Origin of the sequence: Actinomyces dentalis DSM 19115, from assembly GCF_000429225.1 — a bacterium.
GTDB classification, from domain to species: domain Bacteria; phylum Actinomycetota; class Actinomycetes; order Actinomycetales; family Actinomycetaceae; genus Actinomyces; species Actinomyces dentalis.
In genome coordinates this window covers 45461-70124 of sequence record NZ_AUBL01000011.1, presented here as the reverse complement: position 1 = coordinate 70124, position 24664 = coordinate 45461, and the positions used below count along the sequence as shown (strand labels likewise).

Genomic DNA, 24664 nt, shown 5'->3' with positions numbered 1-24664 from the left:
CCGAGCACGTCTTCACCATCACCGCCCCGGTCTCCCCGACCGCCGACCTGTCCGAGTACGAGCGCGGAGATATCGGCTCCGACCGCTACTGGAAATTCCCCAACACCGCGGCCATCACCATCAACGGCGTCGAGAAGAGGACCAACGCCGTCGACGTCCTCGTCCCCTACGAAGCCACCGGATCCATTCAGATCGGCGCCGCCAAGAGGCTCCTCGGCGGAGTTCTCGCCGACGGCCAATTCGAGTTCGAGCTCAGGGACGTCGACGGAACCGTCCTGGACACCAGGGCCAACGGCGCCGACGGCGCCGTGACCTTCACGGACATCGAATACACCCAGGACGACATCGGCAAGACCCACACCTACACCATCGTCGAGAAGAACGACGCCGCACCGGAGTACGTCTACGACACCCACGCCGAGACCGTCACCGTCACGGTCGAGGACGCCGGCAGGGGCAGGCTCACCGCGACCGCGGCCTACGACGCCGACGGCGCCGTCTTCACCAACGAGCACAAGGTCCCCCTCGCCCTCGTCAAGCGGTCCAGCGCCGGGGACTCGACCCTGGCGGACGCGCAGTTCACCCTCTACGTCGACGACGGGGACGGCGTCTTCGACGACGACGACCAGCCCGCGACGGTCTACAGCGACCCGGGCCTGCACGACGCCATCCCCGGCGCGGCGGTGACCACCGGCGCCGACGGGCGGGCCGCCTGGCGGGGACTGAGCGCGAACACCTCCTACTGGCTCCGCGAGACCCGCGCCCCCGCGGGCTTCAACCTCGATTCCACACCCCACCCGATCGCCGTCTCCGAGCTCGGGGAGGTGACGACCATGGGCGCCGACGGCCAGACGGCCGCCCTGCCCGTCGTCGACGGGATCGCGACCATCACGATCGCCGACGACCCCATCCCCGCCCTGCCGCGCGCGGCGGGCCCGGGCACCACCCGCCTCGTCTTCGCCGGCGCCTTCCTCCTCGTCAGCGGAATCGGCGTCGCCCTGCTCCGACGCCGCCCGGCCCGCGATCCGAACCGGGGCTGACCCCGGCCCCGGCCCCCGACCTCCCGCGCCCGACTCCCCCGCACCGGGGGCGCCGGCGCGAGGCGGCTCAACACCGATCAAGACCCCTACACACCAGGAGGAAGAATGACAACCGATTCCGTCCGAAGGGCGGCGAAGCGCTGCGGTCCGGCACTGGCCCTCGCGGTGGCCGCGCTGTCGCTGGCGCCCCCGGCGGCCCTCGCGGCGCCGACCAGCCCCACCGACGTCGCCGACACCACCCTCACGGTGGGCGACCTGCTGCCGGGCGACACCGTGAGCGCCTACCTCATCGCCGACGCCGATATCGACGCCGCCAACAACCTCACCTACACCATGGCCCCCGGCCTGCCGGCGGCCTACGACACCATCGACGAGATCGCCGCCGTCGCCTCCGACGGGACCGCGTTCGTCCACGGCAGCGACATGCAGAACGCGGCGTCGGCCATCGCGGCGTCGCTGAGCGCTCCGGCCGCCACCGCCACCGCCGCCGGCGACTCGGCCCAGCTCTCGCTCGGCAGCGGCTACTACCTCGTCAGGGTGACCAGCACGAGCGGCCAGACGCGCGTCTACCAGAACATGATCGTCGACGCGACCCCGGCCGTGGACGGAGCCGCCTACAAACCCCGCGAACTGGCCCCGGTGGACGTCAAGAAGACCGACGTCGCCATCGACAAGGGCGTCGGCGCGCAGTACGGGCAGTCCACGGACGCCTACAGCGTGGGCGACTCCGTCCCCTTCAGGGTCACCACCGCCGTCCCCTCCTACCCGGCCGACTCCAAGGACGCGACCTTCACCATCACCGACACGCCCTCGGCCGGCCTCGAGATCGACACCTCCTCCATCCAGATCAACGGGGTCGCCGCCACCACGGGCGCCGACTACACGCTGACCGCCTCCCCCGCGGGCTACACGATCGCGTTCACCAAGGCCTACGTCCTGGCCCACCCCGGTGAACCGGTCGTCGCGACCTACAACGCCACCCTGACCTCGGCGGCCTTCTCCCACAGCGCCGACGACCTGACGGGCAACACCGCCAACGTCACCTTCAACCCCAACCCCTACGAGTCGACCACCGCCGGCCCCGCGGACAGGACCACGGTGCAGACCTACGGCTACGTCTTCAAGAAGACCGCGCCCGACGGGACGCCCCTGGCGGGGGCCGCCTTCACCATCAGGCTGACCAACGGCACCTCGGTGACCTCCACCTCGGACGCCCAGGGCTACGTGTACTTCGAGGACCTCGCCGCCGGCACCTACACCGCCGTCGAGACCACCATCCCCTCCGGCTACCAGAAGGCCCCCGACCAGACCTTCGAGCTGTCCAGCGCGACCGCCACCGCGGACAACCCCGCGACGGCCGAGACCGAGAACAACTACCTCGTGGCGACCCTCGACGTGCAGGACCCCAAGCTCCCCGCGCTGCCCATCACGGGCGCCGCCGGCGTCTTCCTGCTGGTCATGGTGGGCGCCGGACTCGTCGTCGTCGGATCCGTGCTGGGCCTGCGCTCCCGGAAGGAGCAGTAGCGGTTGACCCCGCGTTCGGGTCCGCCGCGCCCCCGCCACGCCCGGGCCGGGGGAGGACGGGCCGGGAAGGGCCGGGCCGGGGAACCGGCCCCCGGGCCGCACCTTCACCGCGGCCGGGCCGGGGCGCGCTCGTCCTGCCCGGCCCGGCCCGAGCCGTCGTCCGGCACGGGGCGGCCCGCGCCGTCGTCCGGTACGGGGCGGCCCGAGCCGTCGTCCGGCACGGGGCGGCCCCGGCGCCCCCGGCTGGGGCGTCCCCGGCTGCGGCGCCTGATCGCCCTCGTCATCGTGCTGACCGGCGGCGCCCTCGCGGGCTACCCCTTCGTCAGCAGCTGGATGAACCAGCGCGCCCAGGACGAGGTCGCCCACACCCAGCAGCAAATCGTCGCCTCCGCCTCCCCCGCCCGGCTGGAGGAGGCCAGGGCCGCGGCGACGTCGTACAACGCGCGCCTGCTCGACGGGAGCGCCCACGTGGTCGACCCCTTCGACGCCGGGGACGCCCGCCCCGGCGGCGAGGAGTACGAGCGCGTGCTCAACCTGGCGGGGGACGGGACGATGGGGGAGCTGATCATCCCCAAGATCGGCGTGGACCTGCCGATCTACCACTACACCGACGAGAACTCCCTGTCCCGCGGGGTGGGGCACGTCGTCAACACGTCGGTGCCCATCGGCGGGGCCTCGACCCACACCGTGCTCGCCGGTCACACGGGACTGCCCACCGCGACCATGCTCGACCGGCTCGACGAGCTCGCCTCGGGGGACTGGTTCATCATCCGCGTCCTGGGCGAGGACCACGCCTACCGGGTGTACTCCACCGAGGTCGTGCTCCCCGAGAAGGTGGAGAGCCTGTCGGTCGAGCGCGACCGGGACCTCGTCACCCTGGTCACCTGCACGCCCTACGGCGTCAACACCCACCGCCTGCTCGTCCACGCCGAGCGCACCGACCTGCCCGCGCAGTGGACGTCGTCGGACGCCGCGGTGCGCTCGGTGGTCCCCCCGGCCGCGGCGCAGCCCCGCATGTGGCGGGCCGCGCTCGCGGGGGCGGGCGCGGCCGCGGGCATCATCCTCACGGCGTACGCGATCCTGCGCCTGGCGTCCTCCCGCGGGGCGGGGCGCACGGGCGGGCGCCCCGATCGGCCGGGCTGATCGCGCCGGGCACGGCTCCCGGGCCGCCCGCTCCGGCCTAGCCTGCCGCTCCGGCCGGGCCGCCCGCGTCATCCGGTCCCGCCACCATAATGACGAGTAGTATCGCCGTATCAGACTAATACGACTATATTGTTCGCCATAAGAAACGGAGATGCGCATGGCCGGGTACAGGATCGATCGTCAGATCACGGAACTCGGCGGGCACATCCACGGGTGGCGCATGGTCCTGGGCCTGACCGCCCAGCAGGTGGCCGAGCGCGCGGACATCACGCGCGACACCCTGCGCAAGATCGAGTCGGGCAATCCGAACGTCAGCTTCAACAGCGTCGCCCAGGTGCTCCGCGCGCTCGGCCTGCTCGACCGGGTCGTCGACGCCGTCGACCCGCTGAACAGCGACATCGGGCGCCTGCGCGCGGACCGGCTGACCAGGAGGCGCGCACGATGACCGCCGTCGAGGTCTTCATTGATGCCGCGGGCGCCCCCCGCCTGGTCGGCCAGGCCCGCGTCGCACGGGCGCGGGGCCGAGTCTCCACGACCTTCCTGTACGACCCCGCCTATCTCGCGGACGGCGGGGCGAACCTCGATCCGGCGCTGCTGCTGGCGCCCGGCGCGCAACATCAGGACGGCCTTGTGCGGGCCTTCGCCGACAGCGCTCCCGACCGCTGGGGGCGCAATCTCATTCGGAAGGCCGAAAGGTCCCGCGCCCGTGAGGAGGGTCGAGTCCCCCGTCGGCTGGACGACCTCGACTTCCTCCTGGGCGCCGGCGATGACACCCGTCAGGGCGCGTTGCGCTTCCGGCTCCTCGGCCACGACGAATTCCTGGGCGAACCCTCGCGCATCCCCCGGCTCATCGCACTGCCGGAGCTCCTGCGCGCCAGCGACGAGCTGGCCTCCGACGACGACCCCTCGGACGCTCTCAAGCGGCTTCTGGACACGGGGACGACCGGATTGGGCGGCGCCCGGCCCAAGGCCTCGGTGCGGCTCGACGACGGCGGCCTCGCGATCGCCAAGTTCCCGCACGCCGGAGACTCGTGGGACGTGATGGCCTGGGAGGCCACCTCGCTCGATCTGATGGAGGAGGCCGGCATCCGCACGCCCCGGCGTCGGCTCACCCGGGTGGGGGACCGGAGCGTGCTCATCCTGCGGCGCTTCGACAGAACGAGCACGGGAGCGCGCATCGGCTACATCAGCGTCATGACCGCCGTCGGCTCCTCCGACGGCGAGCAGCGCGACTACGCCGACATCGCCGAGGCGATGCGCGACCTGTCACGTTCGCCCCGGCAGGACCATCGCGAGCTCTACGACCGGGTCGTCGCCGGCGTCGCCCTCGGCAACACGGACGATCACCTGCGCAACCACGGGTTCCTCGCCGACCGCGGCGCCTGGAGGCTCAGCCCGGCGTTCGACGTGAACCCGAGCCCCGACCCGCTTCGCAGCCGCTCGACCTCGATCATGGGGGCCGATACGATCCCCGACGAGATCGAGGGGCTCCTCGTCCTGGCCGAGGACTGCGGCCTGACCGTGCGGGCCGCGCGACGGCGGATGAGCGACATCGCGGCGTCCCTGGCGCACTGGCGGGAGAGGGCGAGGTCGAACCGGATCCCCGAGCGCGAGATCGTCATGATGGCCGAGTCCATCGGGCCGCGCCTGGAGGCCGTGGCCCGCGCCGGGCACGGCGCCGTCTGAGCCGGGACCCGGTGCCGGGGCGGGAACGGGGTAGGGTCGTGCCCCCGACGTCGTCAACGAGAGGCGGTTGCGCATGCGCCCCCGCGACCCGAGCCCCGCTCCGCTCATCACCGCGGCCGAGCTCGCCGAGATCCTCGCCCTCGCCCCGCCCGCCCGGCCGGTCGTCCTGGACGTGCGCTACCCCGGCATCGGGCTGCCCGACGACGGCCGCGACCAGTACCTCGCCGGGCACGTGCCCGGGGCCGCCTACGTGTCCCTCGACGACGCGCTCGCCGCCCCGCACGTCCCGGGCGTCACCGGACGCCACCCGCTGCCCGAGGCCGCGGTCCTCCAGGCCGCCATGCGGGCCGCCGGGGTGAGCGCGGCGCGCCCCGTCGTCGTCTACGACGACTGGCGCTCCATCGCCGCCGCCCGCGCCTGGTGGCTCCTGCGCTGGGCCGGCCACGACGACGTCCGCGTCCTCGACGGCGGCTGGCGCGCCTGGCGGGAGAGCGGCGGCGACGTCGAGACCGGCGAGATCCGCCCCGAGCCCGGCGACCTCGTCGTCGAGCCGGGCGGGCGCGCCGTTGTCGACGCCGAGGGGGCGGAGCGGATCGCGGCGACGGGGGTCCTGCTGGACGCCCGCCCCGCCAACCGCTACCGCGGCGAGGACGAGACGATCGACCCCGTCGCCGGCCACATCCCCGGCGCCCGCTCGCTGCCAGCCCTCAGTCTCATGGCCGACGACGGCCGCTTCCTTCCCGTCGAGCGGCTTGCCGAGCGCTTCGGGGCCGTCGGGGTGCGCGGCGATGCCGGAGGGCGCGACGGCGAGGGGCTCGGCGGAGTGCGCGACGGCGGCGTCGGGATCTACTGCGGCTCCGGCCTCCAGGCCTGCCACGTGGCGCTCGCGGCCGCAGTCTGCAGCGCCGCGGCGAACCCGGCCGTCTACGCGGGCTCGTGGAGCGAGTGGATCACCGACCCGGCCCGGCCCGTCGCCCGCGGGGCGCGGCCCGAGGGGGAGGCGGACGGCGCGATGAACGGCGCGACGGTCGATGCGGCGGATAGTGCGGTGGACAGTGCCATGGGCGGCGCGGCAGTCCGTGCGGCGAATGGCGCGGCGGGCGAGGGGGCCGGTGTGCCCGAGGTCGTGACGCTGTGGCGGCCGACCGGGCCGGAGGAGATGGAGCTGGTCCGCGCCGGCGGCTCGCGCAGGTGGCCGCCGCGGCTCGCGGAGCAGCCGATCTTCTACCCCGTCCTCAATGAGCAGTACGCGACGAAGATCGCGCGGGACTGGAATGTCCCGGCCTCCGGCGTCGGATATGTCACGCGGTTCGACGTCGAGGCCGATTACCTCTCGCAATTCCCGGTGCGACAGGCCGGCGGAAGGGATATTCTTGAGTACTGGATTCCGGCCGATCGCCTCGAGGAGTTCAACGACCACATCGTCGGCCATATTGTGGAGGTGGCCAAGTTCGAGCTCGTCGACGGAGAGGTGGTGGAGCGCCGGTGGGGTCGCGACTCGGCGTCATAATTCGCAGCGAGAACGGGTGGAAACTGTATTACGACCTGGGTGGAGTGGGTGCACGACCTCCTCTGGCTCGCCCGAGTCGATCCGGCCACCGCTTATCGAGGCGGGCAGCGCCCGCAGACGTTCACCCGACGGGGCTCTTCGCATTTGAGGGTGTGGTAGGCGGGGCCTATCGGATTCTTAGGCGGTTGCCATCAGGTGGTCCTTGAGGCGTCCGGCGTGGATGAGGCTGCGGATGGTGCAGCTGGTGAGGTTGCGCAAGTCCCGGGGCGATGCCGCGCAGGTGCTCGAGGCGTCCGTTGACCGCTTGGCGTGGGGCCGTTGGAGGAGCCGGGATGATCGAAGTAGGCCAGGATGTCGGCGCTCCGCTCGGTCAGGGTCCGGGCCGGCTCGGTGATCTCCTCCAGCCCGTCGGGGACGGCCTGCCTCAGGGAGCTGATGAGCCGTTGCATCAGGAACTTCCCCAGGCCCGGGTCCTGGGCGCGGTAGGCCCGGGGTCAGGCGCTGGTGGACGCCCCAGGCGGCCTTGACCGGGGCGTTGCGCTCATCGGCGAACAGTGGGTTTCCAGGCGCTGGGCCTGGGCGTCGGTGAGCAGGTCGGCGCCCGTCAGCAGTGTGCGCCGGGCCCGGTGGAGGGGGTCGTTCTTGCGGCCCCGGCGCCCGGTGATCGCCCGCTGGACGCGGCGGCGGCACTCGTCGAGCTTGTCTCCTGCCAGGGACACGACGTGGAAGGGATCCATGACCGCTCGAGCCGCGGGGAGCTCCTCGCCGGCGGCGCTCTTGAACCCGGTGAAGCCGCCCCGTGGCCACCACCTCGACCTTCTGCCTCCAGGACTCGTCCCGGGCGGCGAGCCAGGTCTTGAGGACCTTCTTGGACCGGCCCGGGGCCACGCCCGGCAGACGTGCCGGACCAGTCCCGTCGCGCACCGGCGTCAGGTCGATGATCACCGTGACGTACTCATCGCCCCGCTCGGTGCGGCGCCGCACATGCTCATCGACACCGAGGACCTCCACCCCGCCGAAGCGGTGAGGGTCCTCGGTGAGAACCTGCTCGGCCCGGGCCAGGATCGCGGTGTTGGCGGTGCGCCAAGTCACCCCCAGCGCCTGCGCGGCCCTGGAGACCGACATGGACTCAAGGCCGAGGGCCCGCAGCCCCCAGTCCACGGCCTGGTGGGTCAGGCGGGCTCTGGGCTCAGCCAGCCGGTTCGTGTCCTGCCTCCATGCCCGGCGGCAGTGCCGGCAGGCGAAGCGCCGCACACGCACCACCGGCCCGGTGGGTCTCCAGCCCACCGGCACGTGGGCCAGGCGTCGGGCCACCGTCCCCCGGGCCACCCCCTGCGCCCCGCACACCTTGCAGAAGGGATCCTCCAAGCCGATGGGCATGCGGCACTCGATCACCGCCCGCTCCGCCGTCAGGAGCCGGCCCACCGCGGTCAGTCCCAGGGCCTCCAGGCCCAGGAAGGTCGTCAAGTCGGGGCGGGAGAAGGTAGTCTCAGACATGTCGAGGTCTCTGTGATGGCGTGTGCGGCAGCTCCCATCATCGGGGGACCTCGACCCCCACCCGCGCAACGACGCACCCCCAACCCCGCCTAAGAATCCGATAGGCCCCGCCTACCACACCCTCAAATGCGAAGAGCCCCCGACGGCAGCAAATTCATCAGCCCCTGGGACGAGTTCCGGCCCGCGTTCGCGCGCCAGCAGGTCCGACTCCCGGAAGGTTATTCTGGGTGTGTCCTAGGTCATTTCCGGGAGGCGATATGATGATGACCCATCCCGTGGGGTATCATGGGCGTCTGAGAAACAACAGCCATGACCCCTGAATAACCTTCCCGGAGCCCGCTATGGCGATGCGGCGTCGAATCGCCCCTTATGAGTTACTGCGCCTTTCCCGCCAGAAATATCCCAGGACTGACCAGGGGTCGGCGTGATGGCGCGAGAAGGCTCGGGACGATGCGAGACGGTACAGTCCTCGCGCCCATCCTTCCCCGTCACTGCGCCGGTGACCACCCCTGAGTGTAGTTTTTAGTGAGAAGAAGGAGCCTCCGTCTCACCGCACACTTGTTTCCACTGGTCGGAGTTGGAACAGGCTTGTATTACTATCGTACTCTCCCACTTCGGCGACGATGTGGAGGTTCATTCCAACGAGAACGCTCTCCGGTGCGTTGTCGGCAGGAAAATGGAAGTCGTAGTAGCCGATGTCAGAGAATTGGAAATTTGGACCCAGTGCGCTGTCTGGATCGAAGTCGCCCGCAGACAGCAGGTAGGTGAAACGGGTTCGTGTTGATCCATAAGGGGCGACATCCACGACGCAGCCGTCAAATTCGATTATCTGTCCTTTGTGGTTGTTGGCGAAAGCGGAGACGGATGGGTCGTCCGGATTCTTTAGGGACAGTAGGTTCGCCAAGTCGGGATTATTTTCTGCAGTTAGATTTTCCGGCGTCTGTGCCGGCGTCGGAGTAGAGGGCTCATCCTTGGGCGTTGGTGCGCCAGAAGCTTGCGTATTCGAGGGCGAAGTCGGTTGAGGTGCCGGAGTTCCTGCAGCTTCGGACGGAGTCGACTCTCCCGAAGGGAAAGTATGATAGCGGACGATCACCGGTGTGCCGGGATCGAACTTATCGTCTTTGGTGAAATCCGAGTCGCCAGCGATTAGCACATCCTCAACTTCGCCGTCGGAAGTCAGCCATCCGAGGACGAGGTCCGTGATTGCCTCGGTCTTGACGTTAGTGAATCCTGCGCTCTCGAAGCGGGTGACTATGTCTTTATAGTCCTTACCCTCGAGCTCCGATGATGAAATCGGAGGGCTGATCTGCCTGTAAGAGTCGCCGCTACTGCAGGCAGTGACCGGAATGAAGATAAGTAGGGTCACTAATATAAAGGCTGTTCGCCGCAGGCCAGGGTGTGTTGAATGAATAAGCATGCCTGTCTCCTTGGCGGGTGCTGGGGGTGGGGGGACTGAGAAGTGATGCTTCTCAGTAAGCATGTGCGAGAGTGCTGCTCGCATGAATGATTTTAATGCACTCCCGCCAAGTCGGCAGTGTGAGGTAGGTAACTGAAGAACGTGTTGACGTGGCCCCGAATCGATCGACTCTCCAGGTTCGGGCCGATCTCGCCGACCACTACGGCTGGTCCTGTCGGCCGCCCGGACCTACTCGCGAGCCGGGGCGCGTCACGGCATGCGAGACGCCGTCCCACCATGCGAGATGCACTATCGAGGCGAAGCGGGGACGGGGTGCCGGAACCGCCCCCGCCGCCGGCCGGTCCGACTCGCTGCGCCCGCTGCGGCGACGCGGCGTCGAGCCGCCCCTCGAGGGACTACATTCACGCAGTGCCGCGCCGAGCCGGAATCGCCTGCCCTGTGGATATCTTCGGTTATCCACAGATGCCGCCTCCCCCTGGTGCGCGCCAGCGGAGCGGAGCATCCTGGGGCCATGGGAATCCGTTATTACGCATACGCCTTCGAGGCCGAGCAGACCGCCGACGCACTCGTTCACCCGCATCGCTACCTCTCCGCCGATCCGCTGGCCGACGCCTGGGGCTTCGAGCCCGGCGCGCGCATCGGCTCGGGGCTCTACGGACAGGTCGTTCCCAAAAGGGACATGCTCTATCTCGACAAGGCCTGGGATGAGCTCCAGGACCTGACTCGTGAGCGTCCCGGGGTGCACCCGGAGCGTCCGTCCTACCGCATGTTCGAGGGGCATGTGAATGTCAATGCCGGTCCGCCCGGCTGGGAGCCGTGGGTGCGGGTGCTGGCCCCCGAAGAAATGAGCCCGATCGCGCAGGATCTGAGTGAGTTGTGCCGCGATCTCAACGCCGAGTCCCCGGACGAGAGCGTGGCGAGTCTGTGGCGGTGCCCCTCGAGCGCGGACTACGTCCTGCCCTACCTCTGCAAGGCTCGGGACTTCACCCGCGGCCTGGTGGAGGACGGCCGCGGCATGGTCTACATGATCGCGTGACGGGGCGCCCACGCATCATCGCGCTGGGGCGCCCGCTCGCCGGGGCTCGCGTCACGTGGGCCGGGCTCCTCGCCCTCGGCGGTGAGGCGCCCGCCCGCCGGGGACCCGGTCATCGCCCGGCGGGAAGCCGGTCAGGGGGCGGTGGCGTTCTCGATGGCGGCCGTCACCGCGTGCTGGCGGACGGCGAGGTTCTCCGGCGGGAAGGCGGGGTCGATGCACCGCCTCCGGAAGTCGAGGTGGGCCTGGTCGAGCCAGTGCCCGCTGGACTCCACGCCGCTGCCGCCCTCGCCCTGGGTGGAGCACCAGTACAGGTACTCGACGCCGTCGACCGTCTCGGAGAAGATCGTCTCGACGTGCATGTGCTCCGGCCCGAGAGTCTCCCGGACGGCCTGCTCGTGATCGCGCAGGAGGGCCGTCCGCTCCTCGACGACGTCGCTGCGCCCGGGCGGCACTCGGAACCGCGTCAGTTCCACTCGCGTGGCCCCAGTGTGGCACCGAAGCGAGCGTTCCTCCGGGTCTGCGCCGGTGTCCCGGTGGCGCCAGGTTCGGCATCTTCGTGGCTATGCCCCTGCTGAACGAATCTGCATCCGAAAGCCCAGTGGGTCGTTGTCGCCTATTGTTCGGGTGCACCGATTCGTCGCGGGTGCGGGCGGGTCGTGGACGCTGCTGCGCACGAGACCATCGTCCCGTCTGTCCCGCTTGCCTCATTCGCCTCTTTCGTCTCGCCGCGGGCGCGGGCGGACACCGGGGTGAGTCTGTCCGGCGGCTCAAAAAGGTGGCTGGCGCGTATCTTTCACCCTCGGTCCCGCGCCCCTCCCGTCCCGAAGTGTTGCAATGACGCCATTCCCCGGGTGCGCAGGAGCAGTCGCGCACCCGAAAGTTACGCGCCGGCCACCTTTTTCCGCACCGTCGACGCCCCCGGACTGCTCCCGGACAGCGACGGCGGGATCGCTGGCCAGGAGATCATCTCCGTGCGGTCCGCTGAGGCTCCCGGACAGCGGCGGCGGAGCTTCCGGAGACCCCGCCGCTCCCGGACCGCCATCGACCGGGCCCGGAGCGCGGCGGAGGGGAGCTCAGTGCTCGTCGTCGAGGACCTCGACCTCGACCACCCCGTCCACCATGGACAGGACCGACAACAGGTCGGAGACGTCCTTCTTGCCGCTGACCCGCATGTCGACGACGGCGCCCTTCCAGTCCCTGCGCGTCATCTGGCGGCTCGCCGTCACCATGGTCTCGAAGCCCATCTCGGAGGCCTTGACCAGGATCGTGCGGAGGAGCCCCCTCCCGTCGGTGTACGTGATCCGCAGTCTCCCCTCGGAATCCCGGTGGATGAGCCGGCGGATGACGGGCGTCAGGGCGAGGACGGCCACGAAGTACAGCGCGACGACCAGGGCGGCGACGGTGATCATCCCGGTCCCGCACGCCATTCCGACGGCGGCGGCCACCCAGATCGCGCTCGCCGTCGTCAGGCCCCGGACGCTGTCGTGCCCGAAGAAGATCACCCCTGCGCCGATGAAGCCGATCCCCGAGACCACCTGCGCGGCGATCCGCGACGCGTCCCAGCGCATATTGCCCGTGAGCCCCGACGGCGCGCCGTACAGCGACACCAGGGTGAACAGGTAGCTCCCCAGCCCCACGAGGACGTGGGTCCTGATTCCCGCGTCCTTGCGGTGCACTTCGCGCTCCAGCCCGATGAGGCCGCAGAAGAGCAGGACGAAGAGGGCGGGCACGACCTCCCCGGCGGATGGCATGTGGAACAGGTCCATGTGGGCTCGCTTTCGCAGCTGCACGACGACGCTCGACGCGGCGAGCCTACGCGCCGGCCGCCCCGCACGGGGTGCAACGGGGTGCAGCGGATCCCGGGCGCCGTCGCGAGTCGGGACTGCGCCCGTCCGGGGAGCGCCGCAGTCCGGGGGATGGGGGTACTGCAAACCGGGGTGCGGGTCGTGGGGGAGGGGAGCGCCGCAGTCCGGGGGACGGGGCCCGTCCGGGGGCGCCGGTTCGAAGGGGAGCCGCAGTCCGGAGGGAATGGTCCGCCGGAGGGGGACAATCGCGGTGTGCGCATCACCGGTATCGACCACGTAGTCCTCACCGTCGCCTCCGTCGAGGCCTCCGTCGACTTCTACTCGCGCGTCCTGGGGCTGGACGTCGTGACCTTCGGGCGGGGGCGCACCGCGCTGCGCCTGGGCGACCAGAAGATCAATCTCCACCCCGCCGACGCCCCGCACGCCGCCCGCCCCGCCCCCGGCAGCGCCGACCTGTGCCTCGTCGTCGTCGGGGAGCCCGACGACGCGGTCGCGCGCCTCGCCGATTGCGGCGTCCCCGTCGAGCTCGGCCCCGTCGACCGGGCGGGCGCGCTCGGCCCCGTCCGCAGCCTCTACGTGCGCGACCCCGATCGCAACCTCGTCGAGCTCGCCTTCTACGACGGGGCCTGACTCGCCCTCCGCGGCGGAACCTGGGAGGCTTGGCGCATGCGACTCGTCATTGGCGCCCCGGGCAACGGAACCGTTTTGAAGGATGCGATCAAGGAGCGGTTGGCCGTCGACCGGCGCGTGAACTCCGTGGTCGACCTGTCCGCGCCGGGTATCACCTACCCGGAGGTCTCCTTCCGGGCCGGCCGGGCGATTGCCGAGGGGGAGGCCGATCGCGGCATCCTCATCTGCGGCACCGGCGTGGGCACCGCCATCGCCGCGGGCAAGGTCCCGGGCGTGCGGGCCGCGACCGCCCACGATCTGATCACCGTGCGAGGCTCGGTGGAGAACTACGACGCCCAGATCCTGTGCATGGGCCAGAACGTCATCGCGGCGCCCGCGGCCTGGGCGCTCATCGACATCTGGCTCGACCTGCGCCACGACCCCACGAGCGATTACGGCCCCAAGGTCGGCGAGATCGAGGCCTACGAGGCCCGCCGCGCCTGAGCCCCGGGCGAGACCGACACCATCCTCGTCACCATCCGATGCCCGGGTCCACCGCGCCTGAGCCCCGGGCCCGCCGTCGGCCCTACTGCGCGGGCCTTGCGGGGACAGCCCGCGCGGGTGCGCAGATGCGGGTGTCGAAGCGCGTGCTCGCCAGGCGGCGCTCCACCCAGGTGATCGTGTCCAGGACGGCGCGCGCCGTGTAGGCCCGCCGCCCGGCCCCGATCGACTCCGTGGTCAGGATGCCCGCGGCCCGCAGGGTCTCCAGGCCCCGGGATGAGGCCGTGCGCGAAACGCCGTAGATCCTCGACGCCGTCGCGATGGTGAGGACCGGGGCGCCCGGCAGCCCCTCCAGGATCCGCAGGGCCGCCGAGTCTCTCCGCAGTGCCCGGCCGCCGCCCTCGCGGGCGACCCACTTCTGGAGACTCTCATTCCACTCCTCCCGTACGTCCGCCAGTTCGGCGGAGATCCTCTCCGCCTGATCGCAGGCCAGTACGACGGCCCCGAGGAAGAACGAGATCCACGCGTCGCGGCCGCCGTCGGACTCGCCTGGTTCATTCGGCCCGCCCGGTCCGCCCGGTCTGCTGGGCCCGTTCGGATCGCCCGACTTTCCCGGTCCGCCCGGATCGCCCAGCGCGTCCGGCCAGTCGGGATCCCCCGCCTTGCGGAAGCAGGACAGCGCCTCGATGTACTCGTCGCTCAGCGTCGACAGGACCGGGCTCGTCGGCAGAATCATGCCGGCGAGGAGCCCCCGGCGCGTCAGCACCGTGTGGATGAGCGCCCGCCCCACCCGGCCGTTGCCGTCCGCGAAGGGGTGGATCGTCTCGAACTGGGCGTGCACGAGCGCCGCCTGGATGAGCGGGGCATGGGTGGCGCCGTTGAGGTACGTCAGCAGATCCGCGACGAGATCCGGCACCAGCTCGGGCGGCGGCGGCACGAAGTCGGCGTCCAGCGGGTGGTAGGAGGAGCCCCCCACCCAGTTCTGGGTGGAGCGGATGCCGTGGTGCTCGGGGGAGTCGGGCAGCAGGCTGCGGTGGAGGGCCAGCAGACGGTCGGCGGTCACCGGTCGTGCGCCGGAGAGCTTCTCCACCGCCGTGCGCACGAGCGTCACATTGCGGGCGACGGCGCGGGCCTGTTCGCTCAGCCCCCTGACCTTCTCCTGCTGCGCCAGCTCGGCCAGGGCGACCCTGTGGGCCGACGGCGCCACCCCCTCGATCCGGGAGGAGGCGATCGCTTCGCTGCGCAGGAGGAACCGTGCGATCCCCGCCATGTCCGGCAGGGCGCCGAGGGCCCGCACGCGCGCCTCCGCCCGGGCCGCCAGCGCCTCGGTGCCCGGACTCAGGACCAGGGCGGCCCCCACCAGGGGGTCGGGAACGTACGCCCGGTACTCCCCGGAGCGCCGGTCCCGGCGGCGCAGGCCGCCCTCGTGAGGGTTCTCCCAGAAGCGGGTGACCCGCCGTCCCATCGATCCTCCTCAAGATGTTGCACAACGTGTCGTACAACAGCTGATCATCACACGTTAATGATTAACGTGTCATGGATTCGGCCGGAGTGCCACCCTGACCGGAGGCGGGGCCGAGTCTTCCGGTGCGGTGCGGATCCGGTCGGGGACTGAGGGCGGTGTCGGGGGGTGCGCCGCGGTCGTCGTGGGGCGAATTGGTCCGACGGAGCCCGCCCCGGGGGCGCCAGAGGGGCGCTGTTTGTCCAAATCTGTTGCAAAGGCCCGGATCCCGTCGAAGTGCCGGAAGCGAATCGTTGATATTCCGCGGTTCTTCTCGCGGCCGATCCCGGCCCGGGGCGCCTTTGCAACAGATTTGGACACGCCCCGCCCCGGACCGCCCCAGGAGTCCCACCCGCACCGCCGCGATCGCACGGCCCCCGCGGGCCCCGGGGCCGCCATCGTCGATCTGGGCTGCGGGCTGGGCCGCCTGGTCGGCGATGTCGGTGCCGAGGGCGGCCGGCGCGGCCCCTGGGCGCGGCTGCGATCGCCGGATCGCCGCCGGAGTCGAGTGACTAATCTCGCAGATTTCTGCATTAAGTGCAATCCTGCACTGAGTGCATGATTGAGGCATGACCAGACCCGACCTCCGCATCGCCCACGCGCGCCGCACCCGCGCCGCCATCCGGGCGGCGGCGCTCTGCCTGACCCGCGAGCGCGGCTACGTCGCCATGACGGTCGACGACGTCGCCGCCCTCGCCGGGGTCTCCCGCCGCACCGTCTTCAACCACTTCTCCTCCAAGGCCGACCTCCTCGTCGTCGGGCTGGAGCCGCCCGACCCCGACGACGTCGAGGCCTTCGTGTCCGGGACCGGAGCCCTGCTGGAGGACCTCGGCTCCCTCCTCGCCGCCGGCGCCGAGTCCGTCGAGCCCGAGCGCGACTGGCTCCTGGCCTGCCCCGAGGTCGTGCGCGACAACCCGGAGGTGGAGCGGGCCGTCCACGAGCGGCTGTGGGCGATCTCCCTCTCCCTGGCGGAGGCGGTCGCGCGGCGCCTGGGGGCCGCGCCCGACGATCCCCGGGTCCGCGCCGTCGTCGCCCTGGCCATGGCGATCCAGCGCACCGCCATAGACCTGTGGGCCGGCGAGGACACTCCGGATGAGCCGCAGAGGACCCGCCTGGCCGATGCCGTCCGCGCCGTGACCGCGGCCCTGGGCGAGGTCCTGACCGCGCCGTCGTCGCCCGCCGGCCCGGCATCCGCAGGACTCGCGCCTGCCGGCTCCGTTCCGCGCCCGACCCGCTGACGCCCGCCGGCCGGCGCCCCGACCGGCGACGGCCCGGCCCGTCCGGCCCGCGGCCCGCCCGCCACTTCTCACAAGCACCCGTTCCATCGAGCAAAGGCACCATCCATGACTCAGTCCGCTACGCCGTCGGCCCGCGCCGACGGCGCCCCCGCCCCGGCGGGGGCCGATTTCCGCCCCGACCGCCGCTTCTGGGCGGTCTACGCCTCCCTCCTGGTCGTCATGTTCCTGTCGGCCATGGACCAGACGATCGTGGGCACCGCCCTGCCCACCATCGTGGGCGACCTGGGCGGGGCCGCCCACATGGCCTGGATCCTCACCGCCTACACCCTGGCCATCACCGTGGCCATGCCCGTCTACGGCAAGCTCGGCGACCTGGTGGGGCGCAAGAACCTCTTCCTGGTGGCCATCGGATTGTTCCTGACCGGCTCGGCCCTGTGCGGCACCGCCGGCACCATGACCCAGCTCATCGTCTACCGCTTCATCCAGGGCCTGGGCGGCGGCGGCCTCATGATCTCCTCCCAGGCGATCACCGGCGACCTCATCCCGCCGCGCGTGCGCGGCACCTACATGGCGCCCATGGGGGCCATGTTCGGCATCGCCTCCATCCTGGGTCCCATTATCGGCGGCTGGCTCACCGACTCCGTCTCGTGGCGCTGGACCTTCTGGATCAACCTGCCGCTGGGGGTCCTGGCCTTCGCCGCCATCGCCGTCGTGCTGCGCCTGCCCGGCCGCCGCCTGACCAGCCCCATCGACTGGTGGGGCCTGGTGCTCATGAACGCCGGCGCCGTGGCCATCGTCATGATGGCCACCTGGGGCGGCAACCAGTACGCGTGGACCAGCCCGGTCATCATCGGCCTGGGGGCCGCCGGCGCCGTGTGCTGGGGCCTGTTCGCCCTCGCGCAGACGCGCGCCGCCGATCCGATCCTGCCCTGGTCGATCCTGACCAACCGCACCTTCGTCGTGGCCACCGTCGTGGGCATGCTCGCCATGGGCGGGATGATCGGCGTCATGAGCTACCTGCCCACCTACCTGCAGATGGTCTACGGGTACTCGGCCACCGTCTCCGGGCTGCTGCTGGTGCCCATGACCATCGGCATGCTCGCCGCCTCGATCCTGTCGGGCGTCCTGGTGGCCCGCAACGACCGCTACAGGGTCTACCCCGTGCTCGGCGCGCTCATTGCGGCCGCGGCCTCCTTCTGGCTCTTCCGGCTGACGACGGCGTCGCCCGTGTGGCAGGTCTCGGCCGCCACCTTCGTCATGGGCGCGGGCATCGGCCTGTTCTTCCAGCTGCTGGTCACCGTGGTGCAGAACGCCATCCCCGCCCGGCATCTGGGCACGACCACCAGCGGCAACAATTTCTTCCGCGAGGTGGCGGTCTCGCTGGGCGCCTCGCTCATCGGCGCGGCCTTCTCCTCGAACCTGACCTCCAGTCTCGCCGATCGGATCGGGGCGCTGGCCTCCGGCTCCGATCCGGAGGCGCGGGCCTCGCTCGCCCAGTTCGGGGACGCCGACACCTCCTCGCTCACGCCGGCCCTGGTCAATCGGCTGCCCGCCGCGCTCCACGACGCCGTCGCGGGCGCCTACGCCGATGCCCTCCTGCCGATCTTCGGCTGGATGATCCCGCTGTTCGTCCTCACGTCGATCATCGCGCTCCTCCTGCCGGAGGTGCCGCTGTCGCGCAAGACGGGCATGGAGCAGATCGCCGAGGCCGAGCGGGCCGAGCGGACCGTGCGGGCCGTGCGGGCCGACGTCGAGCCGGCCGAGACCGGGGACGCCGACGTCGAGCCGGTTGCTGGGGTCGAGAAGGCCGAGTCGGCGTCAGCCGGGCGGAGCGTCGGGCTCGATCGGCCGTGAGCGGCCGGGCCGCCGGCCCCGACGTCAGCGGGTCAGGGGGCCGTCCGCCCAGGCGATCTCGCCGTCGGCCAGCCCGGGCAGGGCCTGGCCGGAGACGATGAAGCGGGCGCGCTCCCAGGGCCGGTCGGCGGCGAAGAAGGGGCGCTCCCCGCTCATCCACCAGTGCCAGAAGCGGACGGACTCCTCGGCGTCGCCGTTCGTGCCGTCCCGCGTGTCCCGGGCGATGCCGCGCCGCTCGGCGACGTCGTCGTCGGTCTGCATCCAGATGTGGACGTCGACGAGGTCGGCGACGGCGCGCATCCCCGAGCCCGTGCCCTCCACGATCACCAGCGGCGCGCCCGCGGGGATGACGATGGAGCCGGCGCGTCCGTGGAGCGGCCAGGCCGGGGGCGTCATGTCGAGGGCGCCGTCGCGGCGCAGGCCGGTCAGCGCGGCGACGAGCAGGTGGTCCCACTGGAAGAGGGGCTCGTTCCAGTCGAGGTCGTCTATGTGCAGCACTCGCGCGTCGGGGACGACGGCGGTCAGCCGCGAGGTGACCGTGGTCTTGCCCGCCCCGCTGCGCCCGTCCACCGCGATGATTCCGGGGCGGTCGGCGGGCCGGCCCAGGGCGGTCAGGACGCGGTCGGCGAAGGCTCGCGCCCCGCAGGCGTACCAGGCGGGCGCCTGCGGCTCCTCGGGCTGGAGCGCCATGGGCCCCGGGTCGGGCAGGGGGCGGCGGGCGGCGGACGCGGTTGAGGGCGCCGCCCCGGGGGGTGTCGCGTGGGAGGTCATGGGGACGACGCTAACAGGCCGGCGCCGTCGATCGTGCGGGCCGACGGCGCCGGGTGCGGCGCTACGAGCAGGTGATGGTGATGTCGTAGGACTTGAGCCCGGAGGCGGCCGGGGTGCTCGTGTTCACGTACGGGGCGCTGCCCGTGATGGTGTAGGTCGAGCCGTCGATCGTGGCCGTGGCGCTGCCGACGGGCGCGCCCTCGACGTAGTTGATCCTCTGACCGCCCTCGATGCCGATGGTGAGCCCGGAGACGCCGCCGGAGTCGTTGAGGAGCACGATGATGCTCTTGTCCCTGGTGCTGCTGAGGGAGGCGACGGTGAGGGTCGTCATGCCCTCCGCCTTGACGCAGGCGACGGAGGCGTCGTCGATGACGTAGGGCGCGCCGTCGACCGAGGCGGTGTAGGAGCCGCCGGTGGACACGTCGGCGTTCGGGTTGTCGGGGATGGTCGGGATCGCGGAGGCCCCGGGGGCGGGGGCGCCCGGGCCGGTCCCCGGGGCGCCCGTCCGCGGCGCCCCCGCCCCCGGGGCGCTGGACGCGGCGGAGCCGCTCGTGGCGTTGTGACCGCAGGCGCTCAGGCCGAGCGCGAGGGCGGCCGTGGCGGACAGGGTCACGATGTGCCTGAGTATCGTGGTGCTCACGTGCTGTTTCCTTGTCTGGCGGTGATTCGTCCGGACGGCGGTCAGGTTCCACCGGCGGCCGGGGCCGGTGTCAGGACGATGATCGGCGGCGCGCGCGTGCGGACCCAATGGGGACTTCTCTCCGTCCGCGGGCGCCGGGGCCCGCGGACGGGGCCGCCGGGGCCCGCGGACGGGGCCGCCGGGGCCCGGCGCGGACCGGTGATCCGCTCGGCCGCCGGACATCCGGCCCCGGGAGCCGGGGGATCGCCCGGCTCCTCGGGCGCGACCGGTGACGCCTTCCCGCCTTCCACGGTTTGATGCTACAGTGGATGAGTGTGAAGTCTGAGGTTCCATTCCCCACCCTCAGTGAGCACTCTGTTATCTCGCCGTGACCGGCGAGCCTCATATGGGCTATCGTAGCCAGGTCCCGACTCGAGAGGACGACCGATGAGGACCCCCGCCCGCTTCCCGCTGGCGCTGACCGCCGCAGCGCTTGCCGCTGCCGCTCCCCTGGCGGCTGCCTCTGCGACCCCTGTGCCGCAGGGTCCGGTCGTCGTCGCCGCGGTCGTGGCCAGTCCGACCCCGGACAGCGCGGAAGGAGAGGCCTACGCCGCCACGATCCTGGGCAGGGTCAACGAGTTGCGCGCCGGCATGGGGCGCGCCCCCCTCGTGCGGTACGTCCAGCTCGACGCCGCCGCCCAGGCCCAGTCCGAGCAGATGGCCGCCGACGGCGCCGTTTCGCACAGGCCGAACTTCGCTAATTCCTACCCGGCGGGCTCGAGCTCGAGCGCGGAGATCGTCGCCGTGCAGGCCAAGGCCGACGGCGCCGACGTCGCCGGCCAGATCGTCGACCAGTGGATGGCCTCCGAGGAGGACCGCGCCAAGATGACGGCCGCCGACGCCAACGCCGTGGGCATCGGCATCGCCTACAGCCCCTCCACCGACTCCTGGTACGTGACCCAGAGCCTGGCGGCCTACCCGGACGCCGCCGCCTCCGGACTCACCCGGACGGACGGCGCGCCCACCGCCCCCCAGGAGCCGTCCGCATCGGCCTCGCCCGACCTGACGACCCCCGCCGCCCCGGACCCCTCCACCCCCGAGGCCGCCGAGGAGGCCCCCGCCGCCCCGGAGAAGCCGAGCGCGCCGCCGTCGGCCGCCCAGCAGCCGACGGCGCAGGCGACCCGCCAGGCCGCCGGGGCGACCGCCGCCGCGGGGACCTCGGATCCGGGGGCGCTGCCCGTCGACAACGCGCCGGCGGACGACTCCGCCTCGGCGGGGTCGAGCCCGGCCCCCGTGGCGGTGGCCCCGCCCCCCGACGACTCCAAGCGGACCTCGTCCTCCGGGTGGGGTCCCCTTCCGGTCACGGGCGTGACCCTGACCGGTCTGGTGCTCGCCGCCGGGCTGCTCGGCGCCGGCTTCACCCTGCGCGGGTTCCGGCGGCGCCCCGTCCAGGAGATCTGAGGCCGCCCCCGGCACCCATGCGCCCGGAGAGCCGATCGCCGGCTCCGGCGCATCGCACCGGTGTGCTCTCGCAGCCGGCGGCGTCGAGGATCGCGTCGAAGCGCGGCGCCGGCAGGATGAGGACGCGCGGGTCGTCGTAGATGACCCCGCCCGGTACTGCCACCGCCTCCACCTCGCCGGTGGGGGCGCGGTGGAAGATGAAGGGCGAGAGCATCGGGTCCACGTGCCGGTCGGTCTCATCGCGGTGGAGCAGCGCCATCGAATTGAGCGCCCAGTACGGGTCGTCCGGGTCGATCGGGTGGAGGCCGAGCACGTGCTTGTGGGGCAGGCAGAAGAGCACTCCGGCGTCGGCCCCGACATCGATCCCGTCCAGGACGGCTCCGAGGTTCGCGGCCTTCGAGGCGGTGAAGAAGCCCTCCCCGTGCAGCGCCCAGGCCCCGGCGCCGATCGGCCCGCAGTGGACGAGGGGCGCGCGGTCGGTATTGCGCTGACCGGCCTCGAAGAGCTCGTCGGCGCTCAGCGGGCAGTCCTTCAGGTGCTCGGAGTAGATCGGCATGACCCCGCCGTCCAGTCGCAGGTACAGGGTCAGGACGAGGTTGCCGCCGAAGGGCCGGTGCACCGGCGACCCGTACCGGCAGGAGACGTCCGGGTCGATCAGGCGAGTGCGCACCGCCGCGCGCCACTGCTCGGGCGTGCCGGGCCACCTCCTCTTGACGCTCGCGAGAGTCCGGACGGCCTGGTCCACGCGCACGTCCAGGATGCGGTCCCACTCGCCGCGGTCGTGACCGGCGAGCTCGAAGACGGTCGGCCCCAGGGAGCTGACCATCGTCTCGTACTCGCCGGTGCCGTGCAGTTCGATGCCGGTCTCCCCGTGGGCGAGCTCGGTGGTGATGCCGGCGGCGGCCAGCTTCTCGCGCATGGCCAGCGCGATCTCCATGACGGTGGTCTCGTCCAGGTCCCCTCCGCGGGCGCGCGGCCCGGCCAGGCCGAAGGCGGCGCCGGTGTGAGCGCGCCGGCGCTGGCGGGCGGGGGGATCGGAACAACGGCGGTTGGCGGGGCGCATGGGGCTCTCCTCTCCGGGACTGGTGACTGGAGGGTAGGGACGGGCGGCGCCGCCAGTCCACGCCCCCGGTCGAGCCCTGTGGATAACCGTTCTTCCGGGTCCGTCTGGGGACGACGGCTCCGGGCGGGATCCCGCGGTTGCGCCGTCGTCGGGCCCGCCGACGGCCACGACCGCGGGCGGCGGGGGCGCCGCCGCGCGGCTCGGCGCCGGGCCCGCCGATGGCCCCGGAGCGTCGGCGGACCGCCGTGGAAGACTGGCCCCGTGAACGACTTCGCCGACCAAGCCCCCCGGGCCCGCGGCGGATCCGCCGCGGGCCTCGTGATCCGCCCCGCCTCGCCCGACGACGCCGCCCGCGTCGCCCGACTGCTGGCGCTGCGGGGGACCGGCGTCGAGGACGCCCTGGCGCAGGCGCCCCGCATGATCGAGGCGCTGCCGGTGCTCCTGCTCGCCCTCATGCCGGTCGAGCAGGAGGCTGAGGCGGGGACCGAGGAGGTCGGCGACGACCGGCTCGCCCCCGTCGCGCTCTCCGGCGCCTTCGTGCTGCCGGGGGACCTGGGGACCGGGCGCCCCGAGAGATGGACGGTCTCCGGACTCATCGTCGACCCGCGGGCCCGCCGCCACGGCATCGGCCGGGCGCTGCTGGGCGCGGTGCTGGACGCGGTGGCGGCCCTCGACCCGGGCGAGCCCGTGGTCAGCGTCGTCGACGCCGACAGGCACGCCTCGATCGGGCTGCACCTCGCGGTCGGCTTCACGCAGACGGAGCGGGTCGAGGAGTACGCGGGCATCACCTTCGCGGGTGGGCGGGGCGTGGTCATGGTCCACGAGCCCGCCCCCGGGGCCGCGGGCGAGTAGGACATCGCCGGCGTGACCGGGGGATTCCTCGTCGTCGCCGTCGTGATCCGGGGGCTCGGGCGCCTGCGCGGCATCGGTCAGAGGTTCTGAGGCGCCGGGCGGCCCCCGGGGCCCGGCCCGTCCGGGGCGCCCGGTTCGCCCGGGGCGCCCGGATCGGACCGGCCCCCGTCTCCCGGGGCGGCGGGCCGCCCGGGAGCGTCCGGCCCGTCCGATCCGGACCGGCTCCCGGCCGCCGGCGTCGGATCCGCCAGGCGCCAGACGTCGCGCGGCTGGTCGTAGTCCACGCCCGGGTAGCGGCCGAACTGCTCCTCCACCCGCGTGCGCGGACCTGCGGAGTCCAGGACCGCGAGCACCTGATCCGGGGTCGGCCACTCCCCGGAGCGCTGCTGGCCCGTCGGCTGGACGGGCGGGAACCAGGCCGTCGACTCCGCCGGACGGATCATGAGGCGCCCGGGGGCACTGCGGTCCCGCAGGGCGTGGGCCCGCCAGGTGTGCACCGGGTGCGAGGCGGCCCACACGGCCAGGTGGAGCCACAGGCCCCGCTCCCGGGCGGCCCGGTCCGCCATCGCGTGGAGGTTGACCTGCGCGCCCAGGTACTTCCCACCGGACAGCAGGCCGATCACGCCGGCCGCGCCCCGCGGGGCGAGGGCGAACCCGTGGTTGTCCGCCGTGTACTCCTGGGCGCGCGACAGGGCCGGCCCGATGAGGGGGATCTGCCCCGCCAGCCGGGTGCAGATCAGCCGGGTGAAGGAGACGTGCCCGGCGGCCAGGTGCCCGACCTCGTGGCCGATGACGAAGCGCAGCGCCTCCGGGTCGCGCGCCGCGCCGCCCACCTCGAACAGATCGGAGTGGACCGCCACGTAGCGGCGCAGGCCGTGGCCCGCCGCGAAGGCGTTGACCGTCCCGTTGCCCAGGATCACGTAGGCGTCGGGCACTCGGCGCATCCCGAAGGCGGCCGCCGCCTCCACCACCATCCGGTAGCCCTCGGGGAACTGCGTGGGGCTCATCCGGACCCCGGAGGCCCGCATCTCCGCGTAGAGCAGGGCGCGGCCCACCCAGATCACGAAGGGCATGGCGGGCAGGAGCAGGAGGAGTCGGCCGACCAGCCCGCCGGTGAGCAGGGCGTAGACGGAGGAGGCGCTGACGGAGGAGGTCGCGGCGATCCGGACCAGGACGCACAGCCAGGCGCCGTAGGTCAGGACCGTCAGGCCCGTGCAGACGCAGACGAGGACCATCTCGCGGGGGTGGCGCAGCCCGGGAACGCCGCCCCTGCCGTGAACGGTCGCGCCGTTGGTCATGGTCGGGGCGGCGGGGGCGTCGGGCCGGGAGCCCGGCGGCGTCGTCCGGGGCGGTGGGGGCGGCTGGGTCATGGGGTCGACCGTACCGCCGCGCGCCCGACGGGCCGAAGGGCGCCCGCCCGGGCCCCACCAGCGTGCCCCACCAGCCCGCGATGGGCGACGGCGCCCGCCCCGGCGGCCTCCTCGACCGCCATGCCCCGCCCGCGCCCGCAATGGGCCAGGGCGGTCCACTAGGGTCG

21 protein-coding genes and 1 pseudogene are annotated in these 24664 nt (G+C 72.3%); 13 read left to right on the top strand and 9 right to left on the bottom strand.

The annotated features are described in order from the left end of the window. The first annotated feature begins 17 nt into the window (after nt 1–17). The 6 genes from G446_RS20540 to G446_RS20535 all read left to right on the top strand — a co-directional run bounded on the left by G446_RS20540 (nt 18) and on the right by G446_RS20535 (nt 6903). Nucleotides 18–1040: a Spy0128 family protein gene (locus tag G446_RS20540; RefSeq protein ID WP_211228233.1), complete on the top strand. Its 1023-nt coding sequence runs from the start codon at nt 18–20 to the stop codon at nt 1038–1040. A 105-nt stretch (nt 1041–1145) separates the two neighbouring features. Then, complete coding sequence (locus G446_RS0103890; RefSeq protein ID WP_026409158.1) at nt 1146–2564, top strand: isopeptide-forming domain-containing fimbrial protein; 1419 nt, start codon at nt 1146–1148, stop codon at nt 2562–2564. A gap of 3 nt (nt 2565–2567) precedes the next feature. Then, entirely contained in the window at nt 2568–3707 is a 1140-nt protein-coding gene (locus G446_RS15780) for a class C sortase (protein ID WP_245574573.1), read from the top strand. A gap of 157 nt (nt 3708–3864) precedes the next feature. Beyond that, the gene (locus G446_RS0103880; protein ID WP_026409157.1) at nt 3865–4152 is read left to right on the top strand and encodes a helix-turn-helix domain-containing protein; all 288 of its coding nucleotides are present in this window, start codon (nt 3865–3867) and stop codon (nt 4150–4152) included. Next, nucleotides 4149–5393: a type II toxin-antitoxin system HipA family toxin gene (locus G446_RS0103875; RefSeq protein WP_026409156.1), complete on the top strand. Its 1245-nt coding sequence runs from the start codon at nt 4149–4151 to the stop codon at nt 5391–5393. The genes G446_RS0103880 and G446_RS0103875 overlap by 4 nt, the downstream gene beginning before the upstream one ends. Nucleotides 5394–5466: 73 nt before the next feature. Continuing rightward, the gene (locus G446_RS20535; protein WP_084778954.1) at nt 5467–6903 is read left to right on the top strand and encodes a sulfurtransferase; all 1437 of its coding nucleotides are present in this window, start codon (nt 5467–5469) and stop codon (nt 6901–6903) included. A 177-nt stretch (nt 6904–7080) separates the two neighbouring features. On the opposite strand, the pseudogene G446_RS15770 reads toward G446_RS20535, so the two are convergent. Continuing rightward, nucleotides 7081–8400, bottom strand: a pseudogene (locus G446_RS15770) (ISL3 family transposase). A 547-nt stretch (nt 8401–8947) separates the two neighbouring features. Continuing rightward, nucleotides 8948–9817, bottom strand: a complete 870-nt coding sequence (locus tag G446_RS19095; RefSeq protein ID WP_169721268.1) for a DUF4839 domain-containing protein — start codon at nt 9815–9817, stop codon at nt 8948–8950. 511 nt (nt 9818–10328) lie between these two features. Here G446_RS19095 and G446_RS0103850 point away from each other — a divergent pair. Next, nucleotides 10329–10853 (top strand): hypothetical protein, encoded by a 525-nt coding sequence (locus G446_RS0103850; RefSeq protein ID WP_026409153.1) that lies wholly within the window; start codon nt 10329–10331, stop codon nt 10851–10853. Nucleotides 10854–10984: 131 nt separating this feature from the next. Here G446_RS0103850 and G446_RS0103845 read toward each other — a convergent pair whose 3' ends face one another. Both G446_RS0103845 and G446_RS0103840 read right to left on the bottom strand, forming a co-directional pair. Further along, nucleotides 10985–11326: a DUF6176 family protein gene (locus G446_RS0103845; RefSeq protein ID WP_026409152.1), complete on the bottom strand. Its 342-nt coding sequence runs from the start codon at nt 11324–11326 to the stop codon at nt 10985–10987. A gap of 600 nt (nt 11327–11926) precedes the next feature. Then, complete coding sequence (locus tag G446_RS0103840) at nt 11927–12619, bottom strand: MgtC/SapB family protein (RefSeq protein ID WP_026409151.1); 693 nt, start codon at nt 12617–12619, stop codon at nt 11927–11929. Between the two features lie 291 nt (nt 12620–12910). Between G446_RS0103840 and G446_RS0103835 the strand changes: the two genes are divergently transcribed. Continuing rightward, nucleotides 12911–13288, top strand: coding sequence for a VOC family protein (locus G446_RS0103835; RefSeq protein ID WP_026409150.1), 378 nt, complete (start codon nt 12911–12913; stop codon nt 13286–13288). Between the two features lie 36 nt (nt 13289–13324). Further along, complete coding sequence (locus tag G446_RS0103830; RefSeq protein ID WP_026409149.1) at nt 13325–13771, top strand: RpiB/LacA/LacB family sugar-phosphate isomerase; 447 nt, start codon at nt 13325–13327, stop codon at nt 13769–13771. 82 nt (nt 13772–13853) lie between these two features. Here the strand turns inward: G446_RS0103830 and G446_RS20850 are convergent, their stop codons facing one another. Beyond that, nucleotides 13854–15233: a Fic family protein gene (locus tag G446_RS20850; RefSeq protein WP_026409148.1), complete on the bottom strand. Its 1380-nt coding sequence runs from the start codon at nt 15231–15233 to the stop codon at nt 13854–13856. Between the two features lie 605 nt (nt 15234–15838). Between G446_RS20850 and G446_RS0103820 the strand changes: the two genes are divergently transcribed. After that, complete coding sequence (locus G446_RS0103820; protein WP_026409147.1) at nt 15839–16507, top strand: TetR/AcrR family transcriptional regulator; 669 nt, start codon at nt 15839–15841, stop codon at nt 16505–16507. Between the two features lie 105 nt (nt 16508–16612). Next, a complete protein-coding gene (locus G446_RS15765; RefSeq protein WP_051285625.1) occupies nt 16613–18361 on the top strand; it encodes an MDR family MFS transporter in 1749 nt (582 codons plus the stop codon). A 24-nt stretch (nt 18362–18385) separates the two neighbouring features. Here G446_RS15765 and G446_RS0103810 read toward each other — a convergent pair whose 3' ends face one another. Together G446_RS0103810 and G446_RS20270 are read right to left on the bottom strand one after the other, a co-directional pair. Beyond that, nucleotides 18386–19132: a uridine kinase family protein gene (locus G446_RS0103810; protein ID WP_026409146.1), complete on the bottom strand. Its 747-nt coding sequence runs from the start codon at nt 19130–19132 to the stop codon at nt 18386–18388. 61 nt (nt 19133–19193) lie between these two features. After that, nucleotides 19194–19772, bottom strand: coding sequence for a lipoprotein LpqH (locus G446_RS20270; protein ID WP_051285624.1), 579 nt, complete (start codon nt 19770–19772; stop codon nt 19194–19196). 426 nt (nt 19773–20198) lie between these two features. Here G446_RS20270 and G446_RS15755 point away from each other — a divergent pair, with 426 nt between their 5' ends. Then, the gene (locus G446_RS15755; protein ID WP_084778951.1) at nt 20199–21212 is read left to right on the top strand and encodes a CAP domain-containing protein; all 1014 of its coding nucleotides are present in this window, start codon (nt 20199–20201) and stop codon (nt 21210–21212) included. Here G446_RS15755 and G446_RS15750 read toward each other — a convergent pair. Then, nucleotides 21169–22275, bottom strand: coding sequence for a hypothetical protein (locus G446_RS15750; RefSeq protein ID WP_156916506.1), 1107 nt, complete (start codon nt 22273–22275; stop codon nt 21169–21171). The genes G446_RS15755 and G446_RS15750 overlap by 44 nt on opposite strands. A gap of 261 nt (nt 22276–22536) precedes the next feature. Between G446_RS15750 and G446_RS15745 the strand changes: the two genes are divergently transcribed. After that, nucleotides 22537–23127: a GNAT family N-acetyltransferase gene (locus G446_RS15745; RefSeq protein ID WP_051285622.1), complete on the top strand. Its 591-nt coding sequence runs from the start codon at nt 22537–22539 to the stop codon at nt 23125–23127. Between the two features lie 77 nt (nt 23128–23204). On the opposite strand, the gene G446_RS15740 is transcribed toward G446_RS15745, so the two are convergent. Beyond that, nucleotides 23205–24497, bottom strand: coding sequence for a M48 family metallopeptidase (locus G446_RS15740; RefSeq protein ID WP_342664144.1), 1293 nt, complete (start codon nt 24495–24497; stop codon nt 23205–23207). Between the last annotated feature and the right edge of the window lie 167 nt (nt 24498–24664).